General features: G+C 63.3%; 23 protein-coding genes and 2 pseudogenes. 21 read left to right on the forward strand and 4 right to left on the reverse strand.

Annotated features, from left to right (window positions below; all coding sequences use genetic code 11):
* Nucleotides 1–16: 16 nt before the first annotated feature.
* The 9 genes and pseudogenes from F6B93_RS04205 to F6B93_RS04245 all read left to right on the forward strand — a co-directional run.
* A pseudogene (locus tag F6B93_RS04205) lies at nt 17–360 on the forward strand (MMPL family transporter); the annotation flags it as partial.
* A gap of 249 nt (nt 361–609) precedes the next feature.
* On the forward strand, nt 610–1,200 hold the full coding sequence (locus tag F6B93_RS04210) for a TetR/AcrR family transcriptional regulator (RefSeq protein ID WP_211699262.1): 591 nt from the start codon (nt 610–612) through the stop codon (nt 1,198–1,200).
* Nucleotides 1,201–1,561: 361 nt separating this feature from the next.
* Nucleotides 1,562–1,936, forward strand: coding sequence for a 30S ribosomal protein S12 (rpsL, locus tag F6B93_RS04215; RefSeq protein ID WP_007167812.1), 375 nt, complete (start codon nt 1,562–1,564; stop codon nt 1,934–1,936).
* A complete protein-coding gene (rpsG, locus tag F6B93_RS04220) occupies nt 1,936–2,406 on the forward strand; it encodes a 30S ribosomal protein S7 (protein ID WP_211697881.1) in 471 nt (156 codons plus the stop codon). The genes rpsL and rpsG overlap by 1 nt, the downstream gene beginning before the upstream one ends.
* 115 nt (nt 2,407–2,521) lie before the next feature.
* Nucleotides 2,522–4,627 (forward strand): elongation factor G, encoded by a 2,106-nt coding sequence (gene fusA, locus F6B93_RS04225; protein ID WP_211697883.1) that lies wholly within the window; start codon nt 2,522–2,524, stop codon nt 4,625–4,627.
* Between the two features lie 191 nt (nt 4,628–4,818).
* Nucleotides 4,819–6,009: an elongation factor Tu gene (gene tuf, locus F6B93_RS04230; protein ID WP_211697885.1), complete on the forward strand. Its 1,191-nt coding sequence runs from the start codon at nt 4,819–4,821 to the stop codon at nt 6,007–6,009.
* 187 nt (nt 6,010–6,196) lie between these two features.
* The gene (locus tag F6B93_RS04235) at nt 6,197–7,009 is read left to right on the forward strand and encodes an SHOCT domain-containing protein (RefSeq protein WP_211697886.1); all 813 of its coding nucleotides are present in this window, start codon (nt 6,197–6,199) and stop codon (nt 7,007–7,009) included.
* 83 nt (nt 7,010–7,092) lie between these two features.
* Nucleotides 7,093–7,920: a mycofactocin-coupled SDR family oxidoreductase gene (locus F6B93_RS04240; RefSeq protein ID WP_211697887.1), complete on the forward strand. Its 828-nt coding sequence runs from the start codon at nt 7,093–7,095 to the stop codon at nt 7,918–7,920.
* 24 nt (nt 7,921–7,944) lie between these two features.
* Entirely contained in the window at nt 7,945–9,141 is a 1,197-nt protein-coding gene (locus F6B93_RS04245; RefSeq protein ID WP_246540998.1) for an NAD(P)/FAD-dependent oxidoreductase, read from the forward strand.
* Between the two features lie 49 nt (nt 9,142–9,190).
* Here the strand turns inward: F6B93_RS04245 and F6B93_RS04250 are convergent, their stop codons facing one another.
* Both F6B93_RS04250 and F6B93_RS04255 read right to left on the reverse strand, forming a co-directional pair.
* Nucleotides 9,191–9,664: a hypothetical protein gene (locus F6B93_RS04250; RefSeq protein WP_246540999.1), complete on the reverse strand. Its 474-nt coding sequence runs from the start codon at nt 9,662–9,664 to the stop codon at nt 9,191–9,193.
* Between the two features lie 279 nt (nt 9,665–9,943).
* Complete coding sequence (locus F6B93_RS04255) at nt 9,944–10,858, reverse strand: LysR family transcriptional regulator (RefSeq protein ID WP_211697889.1); 915 nt, start codon at nt 10,856–10,858, stop codon at nt 9,944–9,946.
* A 268-nt stretch (nt 10,859–11,126) separates the two neighbouring features.
* Between F6B93_RS04255 and F6B93_RS04260 the strand changes: the two genes are divergently transcribed.
* The 6 genes and pseudogenes from F6B93_RS04260 (at nt 11,127) to F6B93_RS04285 (ending at nt 14,874) form a co-directional block, all read left to right on the forward strand.
* Nucleotides 11,127–12,203, forward strand: a complete 1,077-nt coding sequence (locus tag F6B93_RS04260; protein WP_211697890.1) for an amidohydrolase family protein — start codon at nt 11,127–11,129, stop codon at nt 12,201–12,203.
* Nucleotides 12,200–12,598, forward strand: coding sequence for a NifU family protein (locus F6B93_RS04265; RefSeq protein WP_211697892.1), 399 nt, complete (start codon nt 12,200–12,202; stop codon nt 12,596–12,598). Before F6B93_RS04260 ends, F6B93_RS04265 begins: the two co-directional genes overlap by 4 nt.
* Complete coding sequence (locus tag F6B93_RS04270) at nt 12,595–12,945, forward strand: HpcH/HpaI aldolase family protein (protein ID WP_211697893.1); 351 nt, start codon at nt 12,595–12,597, stop codon at nt 12,943–12,945. Before F6B93_RS04265 ends, F6B93_RS04270 begins: the two co-directional genes overlap by 4 nt.
* Entirely contained in the window at nt 12,942–13,406 is a 465-nt protein-coding gene (locus F6B93_RS04275; protein ID WP_211697895.1) for a GlcG/HbpS family heme-binding protein, read from the forward strand. Before F6B93_RS04270 ends, F6B93_RS04275 begins: the two co-directional genes overlap by 4 nt.
* A pseudogene (locus tag F6B93_RS04280) lies at nt 13,403–13,685 on the forward strand (IS256 family transposase); the annotation flags it as partial. The gene F6B93_RS04275 and the pseudogene F6B93_RS04280, both read left to right, overlap by 4 nt.
* A 67-nt stretch (nt 13,686–13,752) precedes the next feature.
* On the forward strand, nt 13,753–14,874 hold the full coding sequence (locus tag F6B93_RS04285) for an MBL fold metallo-hydrolase (protein WP_246541083.1): 1,122 nt from the start codon (nt 13,753–13,755) through the stop codon (nt 14,872–14,874).
* 61 nt (nt 14,875–14,935) lie between these two features.
* On the opposite strand, the gene F6B93_RS04290 is transcribed toward F6B93_RS04285, so the two are convergent.
* Both F6B93_RS04290 and mftR read right to left on the reverse strand, forming a co-directional pair.
* Nucleotides 14,936–15,997 carry a DUF2332 domain-containing protein gene (locus tag F6B93_RS04290; RefSeq protein ID WP_211697899.1) on the reverse strand — a complete coding sequence of 354 codons (1,062 nt, stop codon included), beginning with the start codon at nt 15,995–15,997 and terminating at the stop codon, nt 14,936–14,938.
* Nucleotides 15,984–16,595, reverse strand: coding sequence for a mycofactocin system transcriptional regulator (mftR, locus tag F6B93_RS04295; protein WP_211697900.1), 612 nt, complete (start codon nt 16,593–16,595; stop codon nt 15,984–15,986). The genes F6B93_RS04290 and mftR overlap by 14 nt, the downstream gene beginning before the upstream one ends.
* 90 nt (nt 16,596–16,685) lie before the next feature.
* Here mftR and mftA point away from each other — a divergent pair, with 90 nt between their 5' ends.
* The 6 genes from mftA (at nt 16,686) to mftF (ending at nt 21,864) form a co-directional block, all read left to right on the forward strand.
* Nucleotides 16,686–16,775, forward strand: coding sequence for a mycofactocin precursor MftA (gene mftA, locus F6B93_RS04300; RefSeq protein ID WP_211697902.1), 90 nt, complete (start codon nt 16,686–16,688; stop codon nt 16,773–16,775).
* A complete protein-coding gene (gene mftB / locus F6B93_RS04305; protein ID WP_211697904.1) occupies nt 16,760–17,089 on the forward strand; it encodes a mycofactocin biosynthesis chaperone MftB in 330 nt (109 codons plus the stop codon). The genes mftA and mftB overlap by 16 nt, the downstream gene beginning before the upstream one ends.
* The gene (gene mftC, locus F6B93_RS04310) at nt 17,086–18,282 is read left to right on the forward strand and encodes a mycofactocin radical SAM maturase (protein WP_211697905.1); all 1,197 of its coding nucleotides are present in this window, start codon (nt 17,086–17,088) and stop codon (nt 18,280–18,282) included. Before mftB ends, mftC begins: the two co-directional genes overlap by 4 nt.
* Before the next feature lie 2 nt (nt 18,283–18,284).
* Complete coding sequence (gene mftD, locus F6B93_RS04315; protein ID WP_211697907.1) at nt 18,285–19,475, forward strand: pre-mycofactocin synthase MftD; 1,191 nt, start codon at nt 18,285–18,287, stop codon at nt 19,473–19,475.
* A 191-nt stretch (nt 19,476–19,666) separates the two neighbouring features.
* Nucleotides 19,667–20,455, forward strand: a complete 789-nt coding sequence (mftE, locus tag F6B93_RS04320; RefSeq protein WP_211697909.1) for a mycofactocin biosynthesis peptidyl-dipeptidase MftE — start codon at nt 19,667–19,669, stop codon at nt 20,453–20,455.
* Nucleotides 20,452–21,864: a mycofactocin biosynthesis glycosyltransferase MftF gene (mftF, locus tag F6B93_RS04325; protein ID WP_211697910.1), complete on the forward strand. Its 1,413-nt coding sequence runs from the start codon at nt 20,452–20,454 to the stop codon at nt 21,862–21,864. Before mftE ends, mftF begins: the two co-directional genes overlap by 4 nt.
* Nucleotides 21,865–21,869 lie beyond the last annotated feature (5 nt).

Consider the following 21,869-nt stretch of genomic DNA (forward strand, 5'->3'; position numbering starts at 1 on the left):
GGGGTCACAACCTGGCGGTTTGAATACCGGAATCATTCGCGCGATGGCTGGTACTGGGGGCGTGGTGACCGCTGCCGGCATGGTTTTCGCTGTCACCATGTCCCTCGTTGTGTTCAGCGATGTGCGGATTATCGGCCAGATCGGCACACCATAGGTTTGGGACTGCTGTTCGACACGCTGATCGTGCGCGCGGTTATGACGCCGCCCATTGCCGCATTGCTCGGACGCTGGTTCTGGTGGCCGCAACGAGTGCGGCCGCGCCCATCGAGTCAGATGCTGCGCCCATTCGGTCCGCGTGGCTTAGTTCGCGCCCTCTTGGTGTCACCCGACCACAAGTCGCCCGCTATGGATCGGCCTTAGCAGTGGTCACGGGTGGTGATCACGCTGCTCTTGAGCCAGTTGGGTCGATCCTCGGGGCGACCGGTCTCATTGCAGATATCGGCTGCAAAGGCACAATCTCGAACAGCGAACTAGCTGACCCAGCTAGCGTGACACTGGCAACTAGAGTTCTTCGCTATCCCTAGAGTCCACCGAAGGGCGGTCATGGCAGCTTCGCCGGAACCACCGACAGCGGGCGGCCGTGCCCGCGCCGCGAAAGCGGGCAAGGCCATCGCCCGCCCGGCCAAGCTGAGCCGCGACAGCATCGTCGACGGCGCCCTGAATTTCCTGGACCGGGAGGGTTGGGACTCGCTAACCATCAATGCGCTGGCGACACAGCTCGGGACCAAGGGGCCGTCGCTGTACAACCATGTGGAGAGCCTGGAAGACCTGCGCCGCGCGGTGCGGATTCGCGTCATCGACGACATCATCACGATGCTGAACAGGGTTGGCGAGGGGCGCGCCCGAGACGACGCGGTATTGGTCATGGCTGGTGCCTACCGCAGCTACGCCCATCACCACCCTGGGCGGTATTCGGCGTTCACCCGGATGCCGCTTGGCGGCGAGGACCCTGAGTACACCGCCGCGACCAGGGGCGCGGCCGGACCAGTTATCGCGGTGTTGTCCTCCTATGGCCTCGATGGCGAAGAGGCTTTCTATGCTGCGCTGGAGTTTTGGTCGGCAATGCACGGGTTCGTCTTGTTGGAGATGACTGGTGTCATGGACGACGTCGACACCGATGCGGTGTTCACCGACATGGTGCTCCGCCTGGCGGCTGGAATGAGCACACGCACTGCCCACGGCGAGACCAAGCCGGTCTAGCACCAACTGCGCGCCACCGGCCTCACGAGGGCCTCACGAGGGCCCGAAAGGGCACAGAACAGGCCGACCTCCCAGGGCTCGGCGAGCATTCTGCGTGGCGACGATGGTGGATCGGGAGTGCCCGGCGACACCGCTTTGACCTGCCAGACCGACGGCGGGTATTGTAGTGGCTCGTGCCTGGCGGCCTACAGCGCCTGACGTAAAGGCGTGGATGCCGGGCCAATTCGCATGTCCACGGTGCAACGGATAAGACGGATATGTTCGGGGCACGCAAATGCGACACGCCCGGTCGCGGGGTACGGGGTTTATTCCGAGGCAGGGCACAACGAGAACGTGAACGCGCAATAGAGAAAGCCGGTAGATGCCAACCATTCAGCAGCTGGTCCGCAAGGGTCGTCGGGACAAGATCGCAAAGGTCAAGACCGCGGCTTTGAAGGGCAGCCCGCAGCGCCGTGGCGTGTGCACTCGCGTGTACACCACCACTCCGAAGAAGCCGAACTCGGCTCTTCGAAAGGTTGCTCGCGTGAAGCTGACAAGTCAGGTCGAGGTCACGGCTTACATCCCTGGTGAGGGTCACAACCTCCAAGAGCACTCGATGGTGTTGGTGCGTGGCGGTCGGGTCAAGGACCTGCCCGGTGTGCGGTACAAGATCATCCGCGGTTCGCTTGACACGCAGGGCGTGAAGAACCGCAAGCAGGCTCGCAGCCGTTACGGCGCCAAGAAGGAGAAGAGCTAATGCCGCGCAAGGGGCCCGCGCCCAAGCGTCCGCTGGTCAACGACCCCGTCTACGGGTCGCTGCTGGTCACCCAGCTGGTGAACAAGGTCCTGTTGAAGGGGAAGAAATCGCTAGCCGAGCGCATTGTGTATGGAGCGCTTGAGCACGCCCGCGACAAGACCGGCACCGACCCGGTCGTCACCCTCAAGCGCGCTCTCGACAACGTCAAGCCTGCCCTGGAAGTGCGCAGCCGTCGCGTCGGCGGCGCGACCTATCAGGTGCCGGTCGAGGTGCGCCCCGACCGGTCGACCACGTTGGCGTTGCGCTGGCTGGTCGGCTATTCGCGGCAACGGCGAGAGAAGACGATGATCGAGCGCTTGGCGAATGAGATCCTCGATGCCAGCAATGGCCTCGGGGCTTCGGTGAAACGACGCGAAGACACGCACAAGATGGCCGAGGCGAACCGCGCCTTTGCGCATTATCGCTGGTAAAAACCATCGCCGTGCCCACAGCCGCGGAAGCGGCGACATCACCGAGAAGGCCGTCACGCAACAACCGACAGCGATAGATAGCTAACTAGCAAACCGAAAGAGTGGGAAGACTTCTGTGGCACAGAAGGACGTGCTGACCGACCTGACGAAGGTCCGCAACATCGGGATCATGGCGCACATCGACGCCGGCAAGACCACGACGACGGAGCGCATCCTCTACTACACCGGGATCAGCTACAAGATCGGTGAGGTGCACGACGGTGCCGCCACCATGGACTGGATGGAGCAGGAGCAAGAGCGCGGCATCACCATCACCTCCGCAGCCACCACCTGCTTCTGGAATGACAACCAGATCAACATCATCGATACGCCCGGTCACGTCGATTTCACGGTTGAAGTCGAGCGCTCGCTGCGTGTTCTCGATGGCGCCGTCGCAGTGTTCGACGGCAAGGAAGGTGTCGAACCGCAATCCGAGCAGGTCTGGCGGCAGGCCGACAAGTATGACGTCCCGCGGATCTGCTTCGTCAACAAGATGGACAAGATCGGCGCCGATTTCTATTTCTCGGTGAAGACCATGGAGGAGCGCCTGGGCGCCAACGTCCTTCCGATCCAGCTGCCCGTGGGCTCCGAGGGGGACTTCGAAGGTGTCGTCGACCTAGTCGAGATGAACGCCAAGGTGTGGCGCGGCGAGACCAAGCTTGGCGAGACGTACGACACCGTCGAAATCCCGTCCGAACTGGCCGAGAAGGTGGACGAGTACCGCACCAAGCTGCTCGAGGCGGTTGCCGAAACCGACGAGGAACTGTTGGAGAGATACCTTGGCGGCGAGGAACTCACCGTCGCCGAGATCAAGGGCGCGATCCGCAAGCTGACGATCAGCTCGGAGGCCTACCCGGTGTTGTGCGGCAGCGCCTTCAAGAACAAGGGCGTGCAGCCGATGCTCGATGCGGTTATCGACTACCTGCCTTCGCCACTGGATGTGCCACCGGCGCTGGGCCACCCGCCCGGCAAGGAGGACCAGGAAATCCTGCGCAAGCCCTCGACCGACGAGCCGTTCTCGGCGCTGGCGTTCAAGGTCGCGACACATCCGTTCTTCGGCAAGCTGACCTACGTCCGGGTGTACTCCGGCAAGGTTGACTCTGGCAGCCAGGTCATCAACGCCACCAAAGGCAAGAAGGAACGCCTGGGCAAGCTGTTCCAGATGCACTCCAATAAGGAGAACCCGGTCGACACCGCCAGTGCCGGCCACATCTACGCGGTGATTGGCCTCAAGGACACCACCACCGGCGACACGCTGAGCGATCCGAACCAGCAGATCGTGCTGGAGTCGATGACCTTCCCCGATCCGGTGATCGAGGTGGCTATCGAGCCCAAGACGAAGAGCGACCAGGAAAAGCTGAGTCTGTCGATTCAAAAGCTCGCGGAAGAAGATCCGACCTTTAAGGTGCATCTCGATCAGGAGACCGGTCAGACCGTGATCGGTGGCATGGGTGAGCTGCACCTGGACATCTTGGTCGACCGGATGCGGCGGGAATTCAAGGTCGAGGCCAACGTCGGCAAGCCACAGGTCGCGTACAAGGAGACCATCCGCCGCGTGGTCGAGAGCGTCGAGTACACGCACAAGAAGCAGACCGGTGGTTCGGGCCAGTTCGCCAAGGTGATCATCAAACTCGAGCCGTTCACCGGCGAAGACGGCGCGACGTACGAATTCCAGAGCAAAGTCACTGGCGGTCGCGTCCCACGCGAGTACATCCCGTCGGTCGATGCCGGTGCACAGGACGCGATGCAGTACGGGGTCCTGGCGGGTTACCCGCTGGTGAACCTGAAGGTCACTCTGCTCGATGGTGCCTTTCACGAGGTCGACTCTTCGGAGATGGCCTTCAAGATCGCTGGTTCGCAGGTGATGAAGAAGGCAGCTGGGCAGGCCCAGCCGGTGATCCTGGAACCTATTATGGCTGTCGAGGTGACGACGCCCGAGGACTACATGGGCGACGTGATCGGCGACCTGAACTCCCGCCGTGGTCATATCCAGGCCATGGAGGAGCGGAGCGGGGCACGCGTCGTCCAGGCGCATGTGCCGCTGTCGGAAATGTTCGGCTACGTCGGCGACCTGCGGTCAAAGACTCAAGGCCGGGCGAACTACTCCATGGTGTTCGACTCGTACTCCGAAGTGCCGGCGAACGTGTCGAAGGAGATCATCGCGAAGGCGACGGGCGAGTGAGCGGCGAGGCGACGGCGAGTGAGCGAAGCTCACGAGTAAGGAGCCGAGCAGTCGGGACAAGCTCAGGAGTGAGGAGCCGAGCGATCGGCATCTTAGCGACAGGGAGTAACCTGGCCCGGTTACTGCCGCGGCATAACTGAAAACATCGAAACTGCTTTTTTAAGCACCAACAAGTCCAGGAGGACATAGAAGTGGCGAAGGCGAAGTTCCAGCGGACCAAGCCCCACGTCAACATCGGGACCATCGGTCACGTTGACCACGGCAAGACCACCCTGACCGCGGCTATCACCAAGGTGCTGCATGATAAGTATCCCGAGCTGAACGAGTCGAAGGCGTTCGATCAGATCGACAACGCCCCCGAGGAGCGTCAGCGCGGTATCACCATCAACATCGCGCACGTGGAGTACCAGACCGACAAGCGTCACTATGCACACGTTGACGCCCCGGGTCACGCCGACTACATCAAGAACATGATCACCGGTGCCGCCCAGATGGATGGTGCGATCCTGGTGGTCGCCGCCACTGACGGCCCGATGCCGCAGACTCGTGAGCACGTGCTTCTCGCACGTCAGGTGGGCGTGCCGTACATCCTGGTGGCCCTGAACAAGGCTGACGCCGTTGACGACGAGGAGCTCATTGAGCTCGTCGAGATGGAGGTCCGCGAGCTGCTGGCCGCCCAGGAGTTCGACGAGGAAGCCCCGGTCGTCCGCGTCTCGGCGCTCAAGGCCCTCGAGGGTGACCCGAAGTGGGTCAAGTCGGTCGAGGAACTGATGGAAGCGGTCGACGACTCGATTCCGGACCCGGTGCGCGACACCGAAAAGCCGTTCCTGATGCCAGTCGAGGACGTCTTCACGATCACCGGCCGCGGCACCGTTGTTACCGGTCGTGTCGAGCGCGGCATCATCAACATCAACGAGGAAGTCGAGATCGTCGGTATCCGCCCGGACACCACCAAGACGACCGTCACCGGCGTGGAGATGTTCCGCAAGCTGCTCGACCAGGGGCAGGCCGGCGACAACGTCGGTTTGTTGCTGCGTGGTGTGAAGCGTGAGGACGTCGAACGTGGCCAGGTCGTGACCAAGCCCGGCACCACTACCCCGCACACCGAGTTCGAAGGCCAGGTCTACATCCTGGCCAAGGACGAAGGTGGCCGGCACACGCCGTTCTTCAACAACTACCGTCCGCAGTTCTACTTCCGTACCACCGACGTAACTGGCGTGGTGACGCTGCCGGAGGGAACTGAAATGGTGATGCCTGGCGACAACACCAACATCTCGGTCAAGCTGATTCAGCCCGTCGCCATGGACGAAGGTCTGCGCTTCGCGATCCGCGAGGGGGGCCGCACGGTCGGCGCCGGCCGGGTCACCAAGATCATCAAGTAGGTTGCGCTAGCCGGATTTGTCATTGCGCCCGGATCGCCGACAGCGGCGATCCGGGCGCAATGCTATGCGCTCGTCCTCGTCGGGGCCGGATCGCCGCCGCCAGTACGTCGCTCACGCACGCCCTGCGAGCGTTACTCTGACACGAACTTCTTGGCATGAGTTTCCCGGCAAGGCGAGGAGCAGGTAGGTGTTGGCGCGCTACATCAAGATGCAGCTATTGGTGCTGTTGTGCGGAGGCCTGGTCGGGCCGATCTTCCTGGTCGTCTACTTCACCCTCGGTCTGGGCAGCCTACTGTCGTGGATGTTCTACGTCGGTCTGCTGATAACGGTCGCGGATGTAGTGATCGCCCTTGCGCTGACCAATTGGGGCGCGAAGACGTCCGCCAAGCGGGCCGAATTGGAACAGAGCGGAGTGCTGGCGCTGGCACAAATCACCGGGCTCACCGAGACGGGGACACGCATCAACGACCGGCCGCTGGTGAAGGTACACCTCCACATCTCCGGCCCCGGCATTGCGCCGTTCGATACCGAAGACCGGGTCATCGCCAGCGTGACGCGGCTCGGCAACCTCACCGCGCGCAAACTTGTGGTCCTGGTCAATCCCACCACTGGGCAGTACCACATCGACTGGGAACGAAGCGCGTTAGTCAATGGTCTGGTGCCCGCTCAGTTTACCGTCGCTGAAGACAACCAGACCTACGACTTGAGCGGGCAAGCGGGCCCGCTGATGGAGATCCTGCAGATTCTCAAGGCAAACAATATTCCGCTCAACCGAATGGTTGACATCCGCTCAAATCCTGCGTTGCGGCAGCAGATTCACGCGGTGGTACGCCGAGCGGCGCAGCAACAGACCCCGACTCCGAGCGCCCAGCCGGCGCCCGAAGGCCCACAACCGTCGATCGCCGAAAGGCTTGCCGAGTTGGACTCGCTGCGAACAAGCGGCGCCTTGACCGAGCAGGAATACCACAGCAAGCGCGCGGAGATCATCGCCGAGATCTGAGCCCCCCGGGCGCATCGTTGCTGGGGTTTAGAACGTGTTTCAGTTTCGCTGCTAGCCTGGCACCCGGCGAAAGGGGGTCCGCTGTGGCGGCACGAACGGGATCACTGCTGGGCCGGGTGGCATTTATTACCGGAGCTGCTCGTGGGCAAGGACGCGCTCACGCCGTCCGGCTCGCCCGGGAAGGTGCCGACATCATCGCGCTGGATATCTGCGCGGCAGCATCCGACTGCGTGACCTACCCGCCGGCCAGTCCCGAACAGCTCAACGAGACGGTTCGAGCTGTGGAGGCAGAAGGCCGCAAGGTGTTGGCGCGTGCGGTGGACATTCGCGATGGCGCGACGTTGCAGCAGTTGGTGGCCGACGGGGTCGAGCAGTTGGGCCGGCTCGACATTGTGGTGGCCAATGCTGGCGTGCTGGGTTGGGGCCGGCTCTGGGAACTCACCGATGAGCAGTGGGACACGGTGATCGGCGTCAACCTGACCGGCACGTGGCGGACGTTGCGCGCTACCGTGCCCGCGATGATCGAGGCTGGCAACGGCGGCTCGATTGTGGTCGTCAGCTCGTCGGCCGGTGTGAAGGCGACGCCGGGCAATGGTCACTACGCGGCGAGTAAGCACGGACTCGTGGCATTGACGAACACGCTCGCGATCGAGCTCGGCGAATTCGGCATCCGGGTCAACTCCATCCATCCCTACTCCGTCGACACCCCGATGATTGAACCGCCGGTGATGATGAAGCTGTTCGCCGCGCATCCCGGCTATGTGCATAGTTTCCCGCCAATGCCGTTGCAGCCCAAGGGGTTCATGACCCCGGATGAGGTATCCGAGGTCGTCGTGTGGTTGGCCGGTGACGGTTCGGGCACATTGTCGGGCAACCAGATCCCGGTCGACAAAGGAGCCTTGAAGTACTAGCCCGCAATCGTGTATGAACTCCTCGTGACCAGTAGCGAGGGCGTCAAGGAATTTGACAGTGGGATAGTGATCGTCGGCGGCGGACTGGCTGCGGCCCGGACCGCCGAACAACTACGCCGGGCCGGCTATGCAGGTCGCCTCACTATCGTCAGCGATGAGGTGCATCTGCCCTACGATCGGCCACCGCTGTCCAAAGAAGTGCTGCGTAGCGAGGTCGACGACGTCGCGCTCAAACCGCGCGAGTTCTACGACGAGAAAGACATCACCCTGCGCCTGGGTTCGGCTGCCACCAGCCTCGACACCAGTGCGCAGACGGTGACGCTGGCTGATGGAACGGTGCTCGGCTACGACGAGCTCGTCATCGCGACCGGTCTGGTGCCGCGGCGGATCCCCGCGTTTCCCGACCTCGACGGCATCCGGGTGTTGCGGTCGTACGACGAAAGTATGGCACTGCGCGAGCGCGCGTCCGCGGCCCAGCACGCGGTGGTGATCGGCGCCGGCTTCATCGGTTGCGAGGTGGCCGCGAGCCTGCGTGGCCTCGACGTGGGCGTGGTGTTGGTGGAGCCGCAGCCGACACCGCTGGCGTCGGTGCTCGGCGAACAGATCGGTGAACTGGTGGCGCGATTGCACCGCGATGAAGGCGTCGATGTGCGCCTCGGTCTCGGTGTGGCCGAGGTGCGTGGTGAGGGCCATGTCGACACGGTGGTGCTGACCGACGGTACGGAGTTGACGGCTGATCTGGTTGTTGTGGGCATCGGATCACACCCCGCTACCGATTGGCTAGACGGCAGTGGCATCGCCGTGGACAACGGTGTGGTCTGTGACGAAGCCGGACGTACCAGTGCACCAAGCGTGTGGGCGCTCGGTGACGTTGCTTCGTGGCGGGACCCGATGGGACACCAAGCGCGCGTTGAACATTGGAGCAATGTCGCCGACCAGGCCCGAGTCGTGGTGCCAGCGATGCTCGGTAACGACGTGCCCGCTGCGGTGGTGGTCCCGTATTTTTGGAGTGACCAGTATGACGTCAAGATTCAATGTCTGGGGGAGCCGCACGCCACCGATATCGTGCACCTTGTCGAAGACGACGGCCGCAAGTTCCTGGCCTACTACGAGCGTGACGGCGTGTTAGTCGGTGTGGTTGGTGCTGGGATGCCGGGCAAAGTCATGAAGACGCGCGCCAAGATTGCCGGTGCAACGCCCATTTCCGAAGTGCTGGAGTAGCCGAAATCCCGAGTCACCGCCCTGCGCGACATGATGGTGCTGGGCGACGCTACGCGGTTGAGCGCGGCGGATGGCGGCGGCTGCGTCGATAGGCGCTCATGGCGGCGAACGTTGCGCGTGCGGTGGATATGAACGCCAAGACTGCCAACACGATCAAGACGAGAAACATCGAGAGCCAATCGGACCTGCTGTGGTCGACGCTCCACCAGATGTAGGCGAACACCACGGCGGAGACGAACAGCAGGCCGGCGCGCCAGTTACCCCGGTAGGTGATCGCGGCATCGCGCAAGGCATGGCCGCGGTCGACACTCGCGATGAGGTCGTCAATGCGCAGGTCGATGGATCGCCGCAGTTCGGCGCGTCTTTGGGCTTGATCGGCCGGAATTCGGTCGAGCAGGTCGAGGTCATCCTTGACCGAGCCCCGCACGTCGGCTCCCTGAAAAAAATTCGCGGCAAAAACACCCAGCACTAGTCCGCCCAAGACGGGCGCAGCGCCGATCAACAGTTGGATCAAGTCATCCATCGCTGCTTTCCCTTGCTCCATCCCAGCGGGGCCTCCTGCAAGGCTCCGCGGGTTTTCACTATGCCGCGACGGCCGCGTCGACAGCAACGGGTTGCTGGTTACGCCGGCGGCGCGCGGGTCGCGCGTGGTGCCCCGCGCCAGTCATAGGCGTTGTGTCACAGGCATTCTTGAGTAGCGTTGTGCGCAGAGCCCTCTGGATTGCCGCAGCTGTTCGTTATCACGCTGCGCTGTCAAGATTAGGACCAGGTGCGCTCGGTGGTGAGCGATTTCCGGGTGCGTTCAGCTGTCCGCGCTAGCGGGCAGGCTCCAGTTCATGGTCCGGGTCAAATGCTGGGCTACGCGGGTCAGCGTCGTGATCGCCGCAGACTGGCTTTGGTGGCGCCAGATAAGATATAGGTCGAAAGTCGGTATTTCGTCGGTCAAACCGACGGCTGTGAGCTCGGAGCCAAGGTTGTCGGCCATCGACTCTGGCACCAGGGTGAAGCTGTGACCATCTTCGAGGCTGAGGTGACGCAGGCCCGGAATGGGATCCTCGCGGAAGGGGAACGTTACGTCGGCGCTGTCCAGAATCGACATGAGTATGTCGAAGTGCGCCGGAGCCCGGTTGCGGGAGTAGAAACAGAACGTTTGGCCGGCGAACTCGGCTAGCCCGACGACGGATCGGCCGGCCAACGGGTTGTGGTTGGCAACGACGGCGCAGAACTGTTCACGGCGCAGGAGTTGACGGCGGTACTCGGCCCGTTTCGGAATGGTGTGTGCGAGCACCACATCCAAGGTTCCGTCGAGTAACGCCGCATCGAGATCGAGCGCCCAGCCCTCTCGTGCGGCGATCTCGAGATTGGGATATTGCTCTGTGACTGCGGCAAGAAACCGCGGCAGGGTGTCGTAGGCGGCGGACAAGACGTAGCCGAGTTCGATGGTGGCGACGTGTCCGTGGTGGGCTTGGCGCGTTCGCTCGATGAGGAGTTCGGTATCGGCCAGGATCGCCCGCGCGCCTTCGACGAAAACTCTGCCAGACTCCGTGGGAGCGGTGGGGCGGCGCTCGAACAAAACGACCCCCAACCGGTGCTCGAGTTCGGCGATCTGGCGACTCAAAGGAGGTTGGGCGATGTGCAGTCGTTGTGCGGCACGGTCGAAGTTTCCCTCATCGGCAAGTGCGACCGCGTAGCGCATGAGCCGCAAGTCCACGTCCATACCCCGAGGGTATCTGGAGCGCACGTGATGGGTCTTGGACTTCGCGCAACGCGATCTCCAGAATCGTAGTTGAGATCCGAGTTGTCCCAAGCGACGAGCGTCATCCGGTCGGCAGTCATCGGCGGCGGATAGCCCCGAACGTTCGAACCTGCTCACGGCCGTCGCAGACACGGCTGCGATGCGGCGTTGCCTCGCTCGAACCGCCTCAGGAGTTCGTGGCTCCCAACAGCTCGGTTGGACAGCAACAGACCGTGAGGAGTTCGATCCCATGCTGGGCAATGACGTATTTGTCTTCGACAACGTCGTACACATGTACGACACCTCCGAGGACAATCTGGTCGACGCCGCGTCGATCATCGATCGCAACGGGCAGCTGAAGCGCGCCGGCAAGCGCCGGGGAACGCCGAAAACCCTTCCCCCCGCGGCGAACTCCACCGGCATCGGCGACGGCTACGACCGACGTTGGAACGTCGAGGAACTGGGTGACCTTCTCTTCGCCGACGGCTTGACCGACATGGCGATGGCTCAAGCCGTGGTGCTCTTCGATGTCTACAAGGACGGTTTCGCCCCCGTTCAGGCCCAGTACGACTTCGCCCAGGCCTTTCCCGACAAGGTCCTGTTCTGCGGCGGCGTGGACCCGATGTTCCCCGGCAAGGCGGGAGCCAAGGCCGATATGACCCGTCAGGTCGAACAGATGGGCGCCCGATCATTCAAGTTCTACAACGGCCATGTCGACGACAGCTCGTGGCGCTGCGACGACAAAGAACTCGCATACCCGATCTATGAGCATGCCCTCGAACTGGGTATCGAGGTCATCCAGTTTCACAAGGGCAATCCCATCACCCGCGCACCACTGGACACCTTGACCCCGCTCGACATCGAACGTGCTGCCCGAGACTTCCCGGAGCTGACCTTCGGGATTCATCACCTGGCGTTGCCGTATTTCGAGGAATGCGTCTATATCGCGCAACGTAATCCGAATGTGGTGCTGGTGTTGTCAGGGACCATGCATCTGCCGCTCATCGCGCCCTGGCGTTTTCAGCGGTACCTCGGCCGCCTGCTGCGCGACGTGGGCGCCGATCGCCTGCTGTGGGGATCTGAGGCGCCCCTTCTCGGGAACCCGAGGCCGGCCATCGAGTGGTTCTGGAACATGGACATGCCCGAGGAGCTTCAAGACCGCTATGGCTTCCCTCAGGTCACCGAGAGCGACAAACGCCTCATCCTGGGCCTCAACCAAGCGCGTCTGTTCGACGTCAGGCCTCCCACCGAAGCGTTCAAAGGCGTCAAGGCGCAGTTCCTCCCCGACGACATGATGCTCACCGGGACACCCACCCCGTCCCGATGACCGAGGAGATGATCGTTGTGACAACTACTGTGAAGACCCCTGACGCAGAGACGATCGAAGGCGTCGTCGCCGCGCAGATCCGCCCCCTGCTGCATGTTCATGGGGGCGATATCGATGTGTTGTCGGTGTCCGATGCCGGCCATGTCGAATTGCAGTTCCAGGGCGCATGCAAGACCTGCGTGCTCAAATCGGTGACTTATGCCATCGCGGTCAGAGAACGACTGCTGCAATACCCCGGGGTGACCAGCGTCGAGGTGCACGGCGTCAACTTGTCCGAGGCAGCGCTCGCGCGGGCCAGCATGGCGTATGCCGGGCATTCGCTGATGCTGACGGCAAAAGACACTGCCCTGGGCCCGCAGCAGACGCCGAGACTGGGGGGACTGGAGCGGCCATGACAACTACCACTATTGTGCGGCTTCGGCAGATACTGTGCGCCGACACTACCGTTTTCAGCTCGGCGGTCCTCGAGTCCACAGATCCTGCGCTTCCTGCAGTAGCCGCCGACATCGGAGTCGACTTCCTCTGGTTCAACATGGAGAACACGTCGTTCGGCCTCCGTGACATCAGAGAGTCGATCCGTATGCGCAATCACGGGTCGGTAGTGTCCGTCGTGCGGATACCGCACGTCGGCGCTACTCAATTACCTGGCAAGATAATCGATTTCGGCGCCGTCAGCGTGGCGGCGCCCGGCGTCTGCTCGGTCCGGGAGGCGCACGCTAGCGTAACGCCGGTGAGCACATGAGGATTCACAACACCCCAGTCGCGGTCACGCTCACCTTGGGGCACGCCCACACGATCGCCCAGCACGCGCTCACCCACGCACGAAGCCTCGCGGCGAAACCGATCGCCGTCGCCGTACTCGACTCGGGCGGCCACGTCCAGGTGGTGCTGCGCGAAGACGGCGCCGCCTACCTACGACCCGACATCGCCATCGCCAAGGCCTGGGGAGCCCTCGGTATGGGTGAGTCTTCACGACAGCTGACCGCCCGCGCGGTCAAGAAACCGGAATTCTTCACCAGCCTCGTCGACATCGCCGAAGGCCGAATGGGACTCTCTCCCGGAGGGGTACTGATCCAGGACGATCGCGGATCGATCATCGCAGCGATTGGGGTCTCAGGCGAACTCTCCGATGTCGACGAACAATGTGCCGTTGCCGGCATCGAAGCGGCCGGCTTCACCGCCATTCTCGGAATCGACCCGTGACGGGCCTCGGCATCGACGGTCTGCTGGCCAAGACGCTGACCAGCAGCAATCCGATCGAGTCGATGATCTCGATCGCCCGAACGACCAACCGTAACGTCACCCGCTGGCGTGACGGGCAGATGGTGCTGCACTGGACCGCCGCGGGCATGCTCAACGCCGCACGATCCTTCCGCCGGGTCAAGGGATACCAGCCAGATGCCCGAACTCGTTGCCGCCCTTCACCGAAATGCCCACCCCGAAAAAACCACCGATGCCGAACCTGTCGGAACCGCCGCATAGAATAACCGCGGGTCGCCGGCCAAAATCCACGCAACTCGGGACATGCCCTTGGGACCGACGGCGTACTCTGTCCGGCGTGCCCGAGGCCTGTGACCACGCTGATTCGGACGGGGTGGGGGCAATCTCGCGGCGATCCGCCCTGGCGGCGGCGGGGTCAGCTGTGGTCGGCGCCGCCGTCGTGGGCACGTCGGCGTGTAGCTCCGCAGAGTCCCCGCAATCCTCACCTGCTTTGCCCGACAATGCTCTGATTACGCTCGGGGTCGCATGCGGCCCACCCCCGACTCGCAATAGGACAGGAATTTCATCGGCGCTGAAAATCGGCAGCGATGTCTATGTGATCGATTGCGGCCTGGGCTCGCTAAACGCATTCACCAACGCGGGCCTGCATTTCAACGACGTGAAAACCATGTTCATCACCCACCTGCACGCCGACCACATTGTCGACTTCTACAGCTTCTTCCTGTCGGGCGGCTTCAAATCTCCATCCGGCCGCGCGCCGGTACTGGTGTACGGTCCGGGGCCGGCCGGGGGACTGCCGCCCAGCGAAGTCGGCAATCCGAACCCGGCTACGGTCGATCCTGCGAACCCGGCGCCGGGGCTCGCCGCGACTACTGCGGCGCTGCATCAGGCGTTCGCCTATACCAGCAACATCTTCATCCGTGACTGTGGTATCGACAATGTCCAAGACTTGGTCAAAGTCATCGAGATCGCGGTGCCGCCGGGGTCCGACTATCGGAACAGATCGCCGAAAATGGATCCATTCCAAGTGACTTCGGACGACAACGTAGTCGTCACCGCGACGCTGGTTTCCCACTACGACGTGTACCCAGCGTTCGCCCTCCGCTTTGACCTCAAGCAATCGGGTGTCTCCATTACCTTCTCGGGCGACACCACCAAGTCCGACAACCTGATTACCCTGGCCCAAGGCTGCGACATCCTGGTCCACGAGGCGATGTTCAGTCTCGATACGGCCTACTACGACAACGTTTTTCCGCCGAACTACTTGCCGAACTCGCACACGTCCGCCGAGCAGGTTGGTGAGGTTGCCGCAGCGGCCGACCCCAAGCAATTGATCCTGTCCCACTACGCTCCCAGTGACCTCCCTGACTCGGACTGGCTCGGAAAAATTGGGAAGAACTACTCGGGCAAGACCACCGTCGCGCAGGACGGCCAGGTCTTCGCTCTCTGATCTGGTTTGCTGGGTGCAGTCCGCTCGGCCGAAGCAGGACTTCTGCTGCCCGGATTGCTCGTCATAGCCAGTCCACAGGCACGCCATGCGGATGGCATTCGCCCAATACCTGGTCCTGGCCAGCTGGCCAGGTGCGCGCGCGCACCAGAAACCTGAGGCTATTGCCGGGCCCCTCGCGCGCGGGCTCAAACGTGAGGTACGCGAACGGGGAGCGGGCGTCGGCGCACGCTGCCAGTGCGTCGACCCGGCCGCGGACCGCGGCTTGTTCGCTGGCAGCAAGGTACTGCCAGGTGATCGAATGCCAGAGTACGGTGACCGAACCCTCGGCAAGGGTCACGGCGGCGACCGCGGCGGGCGCCGCGTGCCGCTGCAGCTGCGCGGGAACGTCGCGGGCTACCCGCACGGCACCACGCAACCGGTCCAGCCGAGCGCTCTGGTCCGGCCACACATAGCTCAACAGCGTCAATTCTCCAGCTGAGTCCCCATCCTTGCCGGTGACGTCGATGGGTGCAATGTCGTATCCGCGCCGCTCGATGATCCACATCGGATCCTGCGGGGGCAACTGACCGCGCCACGCGTCATCGATCGTCACCGGCGAGTCGGCCGGTCCCCAGGAGCCGCCGGAGTAGCGATAGTGGTATCGGTCTGCCCGCAAGTTCAATCCGGCGCTTGACCCAATCTCGAAGAGTCTTATCGGCATGCGCAGGTCCCGATTTATCCGCAACAGGCCACCGATCAACACTGCAGATCGGCCCACCTCATTGGTCTGTGGCGGTTGATCGAGGGCGGCGCGAAGCGACTCGGTGTGGTCGGACGCGGTCCGGACGATCTGAGGCCAGGCGGTGTTGGCTTGCCAGGTACCACCGGTGCTGGGGTACCAGCACCGCAACGCCGAAGCTCGACCGTCGAGCACTAACCGGTGCAGTCCACCGAGCAGCCGAAGCGGCACGGCCTGGCGCGCGGGATCGCCTTCGTGGTCGCGCAGAATCGTGGCGAAGATGCCGCCGGCGTCGACGTCGCGGGCCACCAATTCACAGAGTTCGCCGTACATTAGCGAGCCGGAAGCGGCGCAGAACCGCCCCTGCGACCGCAGGGAATGGACTAGGCGTTCAGTGTCGGTCATTGATCTCATCGATCCCGTTCAATCCGGCGCCGACGACGTCGAACGCTCTCCCCAGGGCGTCGGGCAGCGAAACCGATTCGTCGCCCAGCCAATGTTCGTAGGCGCTCAGAGCCACTCCAAGCATCGTCCAGGCTACGGTCTGGGGTTCTAGGTCGGTGGTCGTCGCGCCCAATCTCCGCGCGACGAATGCGGCGATCACCTCGCGCCAGCCTGCATACATGGTCATCGAATAAGCCTGCAGCTCAGCGGTTTGCAGGATGACTCGCATGCGCTGGCGATGTCGTGCGGTCTCGGAGTCGTCGAAGGTGTTGAAAGCCAACAGGGCCGCGCGCAGGGCCTCGCGCAGCGGAGTTCGCGGATCGACGTGATCAAGCATCTCCTTCAGCTGGGTGAGGTGCGTGTTGAAATCGCCCCAGGGTATGGCGTTCTTGGACGCGTAATAGCGGAACAGAGTCCGGCGGGCGATGCCGGCGGCCTGCGCGACGTCATCAACGCTGACATCGGCGAAACCGCGGGCGGCAAACAATTTGATGGCAACGTCGCTGATGTGGGGCTGTGTCGTCGAGCGGCGTCGGCCCGGTCGCGACTCGTACCGCATCACAGCTGGCCTTCCGTTTCGGCACTCGATGCCATATTGTGTGCAGGTCGACCAATCATTGTCGAATCCCATCGCCGAAAGGTAATCCGTATGGACCACGAGACCGATACCGACACCGAGCTCGTCACCGAGAGCCTGGTTGAAGAGGTTTCCATCGACGGAATGTGCGGGGTCTACTGACCGTGCCCACGCCCGCGCACGAGTGCCGGGCTGACTCCGGTGAATTCGACCCCGATCGTGGCTGGCGGCTGAACCCCCAAGTAGCCATTCGACCGGAGCCGTTTGGCGCGCTGCTCTACCACTTCGGCACCCGCAAGCTGTCTTTCCTCAAGAACCGCGTCGTCCTCTCGGTTGTGCAGGCGCTGGCCGATCATCCTGATGCCCGATCGGCCTGTCGCGCCGCCGGGGTCGATGACGGCGACCAGGCCCCTTATCTGCATGCGCTCGGTGTGCTGGCAGATTCGACGATGCTCCTACGTCAGGAGTCCCGATGACCGCTGCAACAACCGTGGTGCCGAAGCTCATCGAGCAGTTCGAGCATGGGCTGGACGCGCCAATCTGTCTGACCTGGGAGCTGACCTACGCCTGCAACCTGGCGTGTGTGCACTGCTTGTCGTCCTCCGGCAAACGCGACCCGGGGGAGCTATCCACTCGCCAATGTATGGACATCATCGACGAGCTGGAACGCATGCAGGTTTTCTATGTCAACATCGGCGGTGGCGAACCCACAGTGCGCCCGGACTTTTGGGAACTCGTGGACTACGCCACCGCCCACCACGTCGGTGTCAAGTTTTCCACTAACGGCGTCCGAATCACTCCCGACGTAGCCGCCCAACTGGCCGCCAGCGACTACATCGATGTTCAGATTTCGCTGGACGGCGCGACCGCCGACGTCAACGATGCCGTTCGCGGCGCCGGGTCCTTCGCCATGGCGACGCGCGCGCTGGAAAATCTGGCCCTGGCGGGCTTCGCGGACGCCAAGATCTCCGTGGTGGTCACCCGGCACAACGTCGAACAGCTCGACGAATTCGCCGCCTTGGCAAACCGTTACGGTGCAACGTTGCGGATCACGCGGCTGCGGCCCTCAGGGCGCGGCGCGGATGTCTGGGAAGAATTGCACCCGACCTCAGACCAGCAGGTTCAGCTGTACCACTGGTTGGTCGCCAACGGTGAGCGGGTGCTGACCGGTGATTCCTTCTTCCACCTCTCGCCGCTAGGCCAGTCCGGTGCGCTCGCGGGCCTGAACATGTGTGGTGCGGGCCGGGTCGTCTGCCTGATCGACCCGGTGGGCGACGTTTACGCTTGCCCGTTCGCGATCCATGACCGCTTCCTTGCCGGAAACATATTGTCTGACGGTGGGTTTGACAACATCTGGAAGAACGCTCCGCTCTTCCGCGAACTGCGCGCCCCCCAGTCTGCCGGTGCCTGTGGTGGCTGCGAGCACTATGACAGCTGTCGAGGCGGTTGCATGGCGGCAAAGTTCTTTACTGGGCTGCCAACCGATGGACCCGATCCCGAATGCGTGCAAGGTCACGGCACGCCGGCGTTGGCGCGCGAGCGCGCGACACCTCGGCCGCGCGTCGACCACTCACACGCCGGGCGTGTGCGCAAGCCGGTGCCACTGACGCTGTCCGTGCGACCACCGTCGCTACCGCCGAGCCGTCCGTGCAACGAAAGCCCGCTGTAGCAGTGGCCGACCAATGGTTTGAGACGGTCGCTATCGCGCAGCAACGCGCGAAGCGGCGTCTGCCCAAATCTGTTTATTCATCGCTGATTTCGGCAAGCGAAAAGGGAATCACGGTCGCCGATAACGTGGCCGCTTTCAGCGAACTCGGCTTTGCGCCCCATGTTGTCGGCGCGGTGGACAATCGTGATCTCTCGACCACTGTCATGGGCCAAGATATTTCGTTGCCCGTAGTTATCTCACCGACCGGCGTTCAAGCAGTCGACCCCGAGGGTGAAGTCGCCGTGGCGCGGGCCGCCGCCGCGCGAGGGACGGCGATGGGCCTGTCGTCGTTCGCCAGCAAGCCGATAGAAGAAGTCGTCGCCGCTAACCCGAAGATCTTCTTCCAGCTCTATTGGCTCGGGGATCGCGACGCCATCGCACAACGCGTCGAGCGTGCCCGGCAAGCCGGGGCTGTCGGCTTGATCGTTACCACAGACTGGACGTTCTCGCACGGGCGTGACTGGGGCAGCCCCAAGATCCCCGAGCAGATGAATTTGCGCACTATCACCAGACTCGCTCCAGAGGCCATCGCCCGGCCGCGCTGGTTGTGGAAGTTCGGCAAGACGCTACGGCCCCCGAATCTACGAGTGCCCAACCAGGGCCAGCGGGGTGAGCCCGGGCCACGGTTCTTCGCCGCTTATGGTGAGTGGATGGGAACGCCGGCGCCCACCTGGGATGACATTGCCTGGCTGCGTGACCTGTGGGGCGGACCGTTCATGCTCAAAGGTGTGATGCGTGTAGACGATGCCAAGAGAGCTGTAGATGCCGGTGTTTCGGCGATCTCGGTGTCCAACCACGGCGGCAATAACCTGGATGGCACGCCCGCGTCGATTCGCGCCTTGGCGCCGATCGCCGAAGCGGTCGGCGGCCAGATCGAGGTGTTGCTGGATGGTGGCATTCGCCGGGGAAGTGATGTCGTCAAAGCGGTAGCTCTCGGCGCGCGCGCGGTCATGATCGGCCGCGCGTACCTCTGGGGCCTGGCGGCATCCGGCCAATCGGGCGTCGAGAATGTCCTCGACATCCTGCGCGGCGGTATCGACTCAGCTCTGATGGGTCTCGGGCGTTCCGCTGTTGGTGACCTCCGCCCGGACGACCTACTGATTCCCGGTGGATTTACCCGGGAGCTGGGCATGGTACAACCGCGGAATGCTTAGTCGGTATCGAGCCAGATTCCATCCAAGACGCCGCCCGGTCGGCGTGGCAATGTAATTCCGCGCCACTTCGCCCTACCACAGAGTTCGCGGCTGTGGGATGACGGTTATGAAAAATCTGATACACGCGTGGCTGTCGGGGCGGACGAGCAGAATTTCGGGGGTTGGAGATCGGCGGGAGAGAAAAAAGTTTGATGGATGAGGCAACAATTGGTGCACGCCAGGTTAATTCGTCCTACCATCGGCGAGTGCCCGTACTCGGGGAGCTGGGGAGTGCGACGTCGAGGCAGCTGTCATTGTTCACCTCGCCGTCAATATTGATCCCACTCGGATCTACCGAGCAGCATGGTCCCCACCTGCCGCTCGACACCGATACCCGGATCGCGACCGCGGTCGCGCGGGGCGTTGCCGGGCGCCTGAACGATGAGCCGCCAGCCGGAACTCAGGCGGAATGGCTCTTGGCGCCGCCGGTCGCGTACGGCGCGAGCGGTGAGCACCAGAGCTTCGCCGGCACGATCTCCATCGGTACCGAGGCGCTGACCATGTTGCTGCTGGAGTACGGCAGGTCGGCCGCGTGCTGGGCTCCCCGCCTGGTCTTTATCAACGGCCACGGTGGCAACGTCGACGCGGTGAACCGCGCGGTAGATCAGCTGCGCTCCGAAGGTCGCGATGCCGGCTGGTGCCCCTGTGTCGACCCTGGCGCCGACGCTCATGCCGGTCATAGCGAAACATCAGTGTTGCTGCATATTTCGCCGGCCGATGTGCTCACCGACCGCTGGCTCGCAGGCAACGACTCGCCGGTGACCGAGTTGTTGCCGGCATTGCGGCGTGGCGGAGTAGCCGCGGTGAGCCCAACGGGAGTATTGGGGGATCCGACCACGGCGACCGCGGCCGAGGGAAGACGAATCCTGGCACACATGATCGAGGACTGCGTGGGCCGAGTCGCCCGGTGGGCGCCCGGACTGGGCGGGAAGCTGACATGAGCCAGGCTCGGCTACCGGACGGATTCGCGGTGCAGGTCGACCGTCGGGTGCGCGTGCTCGGTGACGGCTCGGCTCTGCTGGGCGGCTCGCCGACAAGGTTGCTGCGACTGGCTCCCGCGGCTCAGGACATGCTGTCCGATGGCCGCCTCAAAGTTTGCGACGAAGTCAGTGCCGAGCTCGCCCGCACCCTGCTGGACGCGACGGTGGCGCATCCGCGGCCGGCGACGGGCCCATCACACCGTGACGTCACCGTGGTTATACCGGTACGAGACAATGCTTCTGGCCTGCATCGCTTGGTGTCCTCGCTACGTGGACTTCGCGTCATCGTGGTTGACGACGGTTCATCGTGCCCAATCGAACAAGAAGACCTTGTCCATGCACACTGTGATATCGAGGTACTGCACCACCCGCGCAGCAAGGGGCCGGCAGCGGCCCGCAACACGGGGTTGGCGGCTTGCACCACCGACTTCGTCGCATTCCTGGACTCGGACGTCGCGCCTCGCCGTGGATGGCTAGAAGCCCTGCTCGGACACTTCTGCGATCCCGCCGTTGCGCTGGTTGCACCCCGGATTGTGGGATTGTCGCAAAGCGAGAGCCGGGTGGCTCGCTACGAAGCGGTGCGTTCGTCGTTGGACCTCGGCCAGCGAGAGGCGCCGGTGGTGCCATACAGCACGGTGTCCTATGTGCCCAGTGCGGCGATCATTTGCCGGAGCTCCGCCATCCGGGAGATTGGCGGGTTCGACGAAACGTTGCACTCCGGGGAAGATGTCGACCTATGCTGGCGGCTGGTCGAAGCCGGCGCCCGAATGAGGTATGAGCCAATCGCGCTGGTGGCCCACGATCACCGCACCGAGTTGCGGGACTGGATCACGCGCAAAGCGTTCTACGGGGGCTCAGCGGCGCCGCTATCGGTGCGGCACCCCGACAAGACCGCACCGTTGGTGATTTCCGGGTGGGCACTGATGGCCTGGATACTGATGTCGCTGGGCACCGGCATCGGTCGGCTCGGGTCACTGGTGATCGCGGTGCTGACTGGCCGCAAGATCGCCCGTACTCTCGGTACCGCTGATACCTCTGTCTGTGACGTTTTCGTGGTCGCTGCCCGCGGTTTTTGTGCGGCCGCTATGCAGCTCGCGTCGGCACTGTGCCGGCACTACTGGCCTGTGGCGTTGCTTGCCGCGATCCTGTCGCGACATTGCCGGCGGGTGTTTTTGATTGCGGCGGTCGTCGATGGCGTGGTGGATTGGGTTCGTCGCAGGGAAGGCACCGATGGTGATGCCGAACCGATTGGCTTGTTGACATATCTGCTGCTCAAGCGAGTCGACGACCTGGCCTACGGCATCGGGCTGTGGTACGGAGTGCTGCGTGAACGCAATGTCGGTCCGCTCAAGCCGCAGGTTCGTACGTAACGGCT

It is taken from the genome of Mycobacterium spongiae, from assembly GCF_018278905.1.
Classification (GTDB): domain Bacteria; phylum Actinomycetota; class Actinomycetes; order Mycobacteriales; family Mycobacteriaceae; genus Mycobacterium; species Mycobacterium spongiae.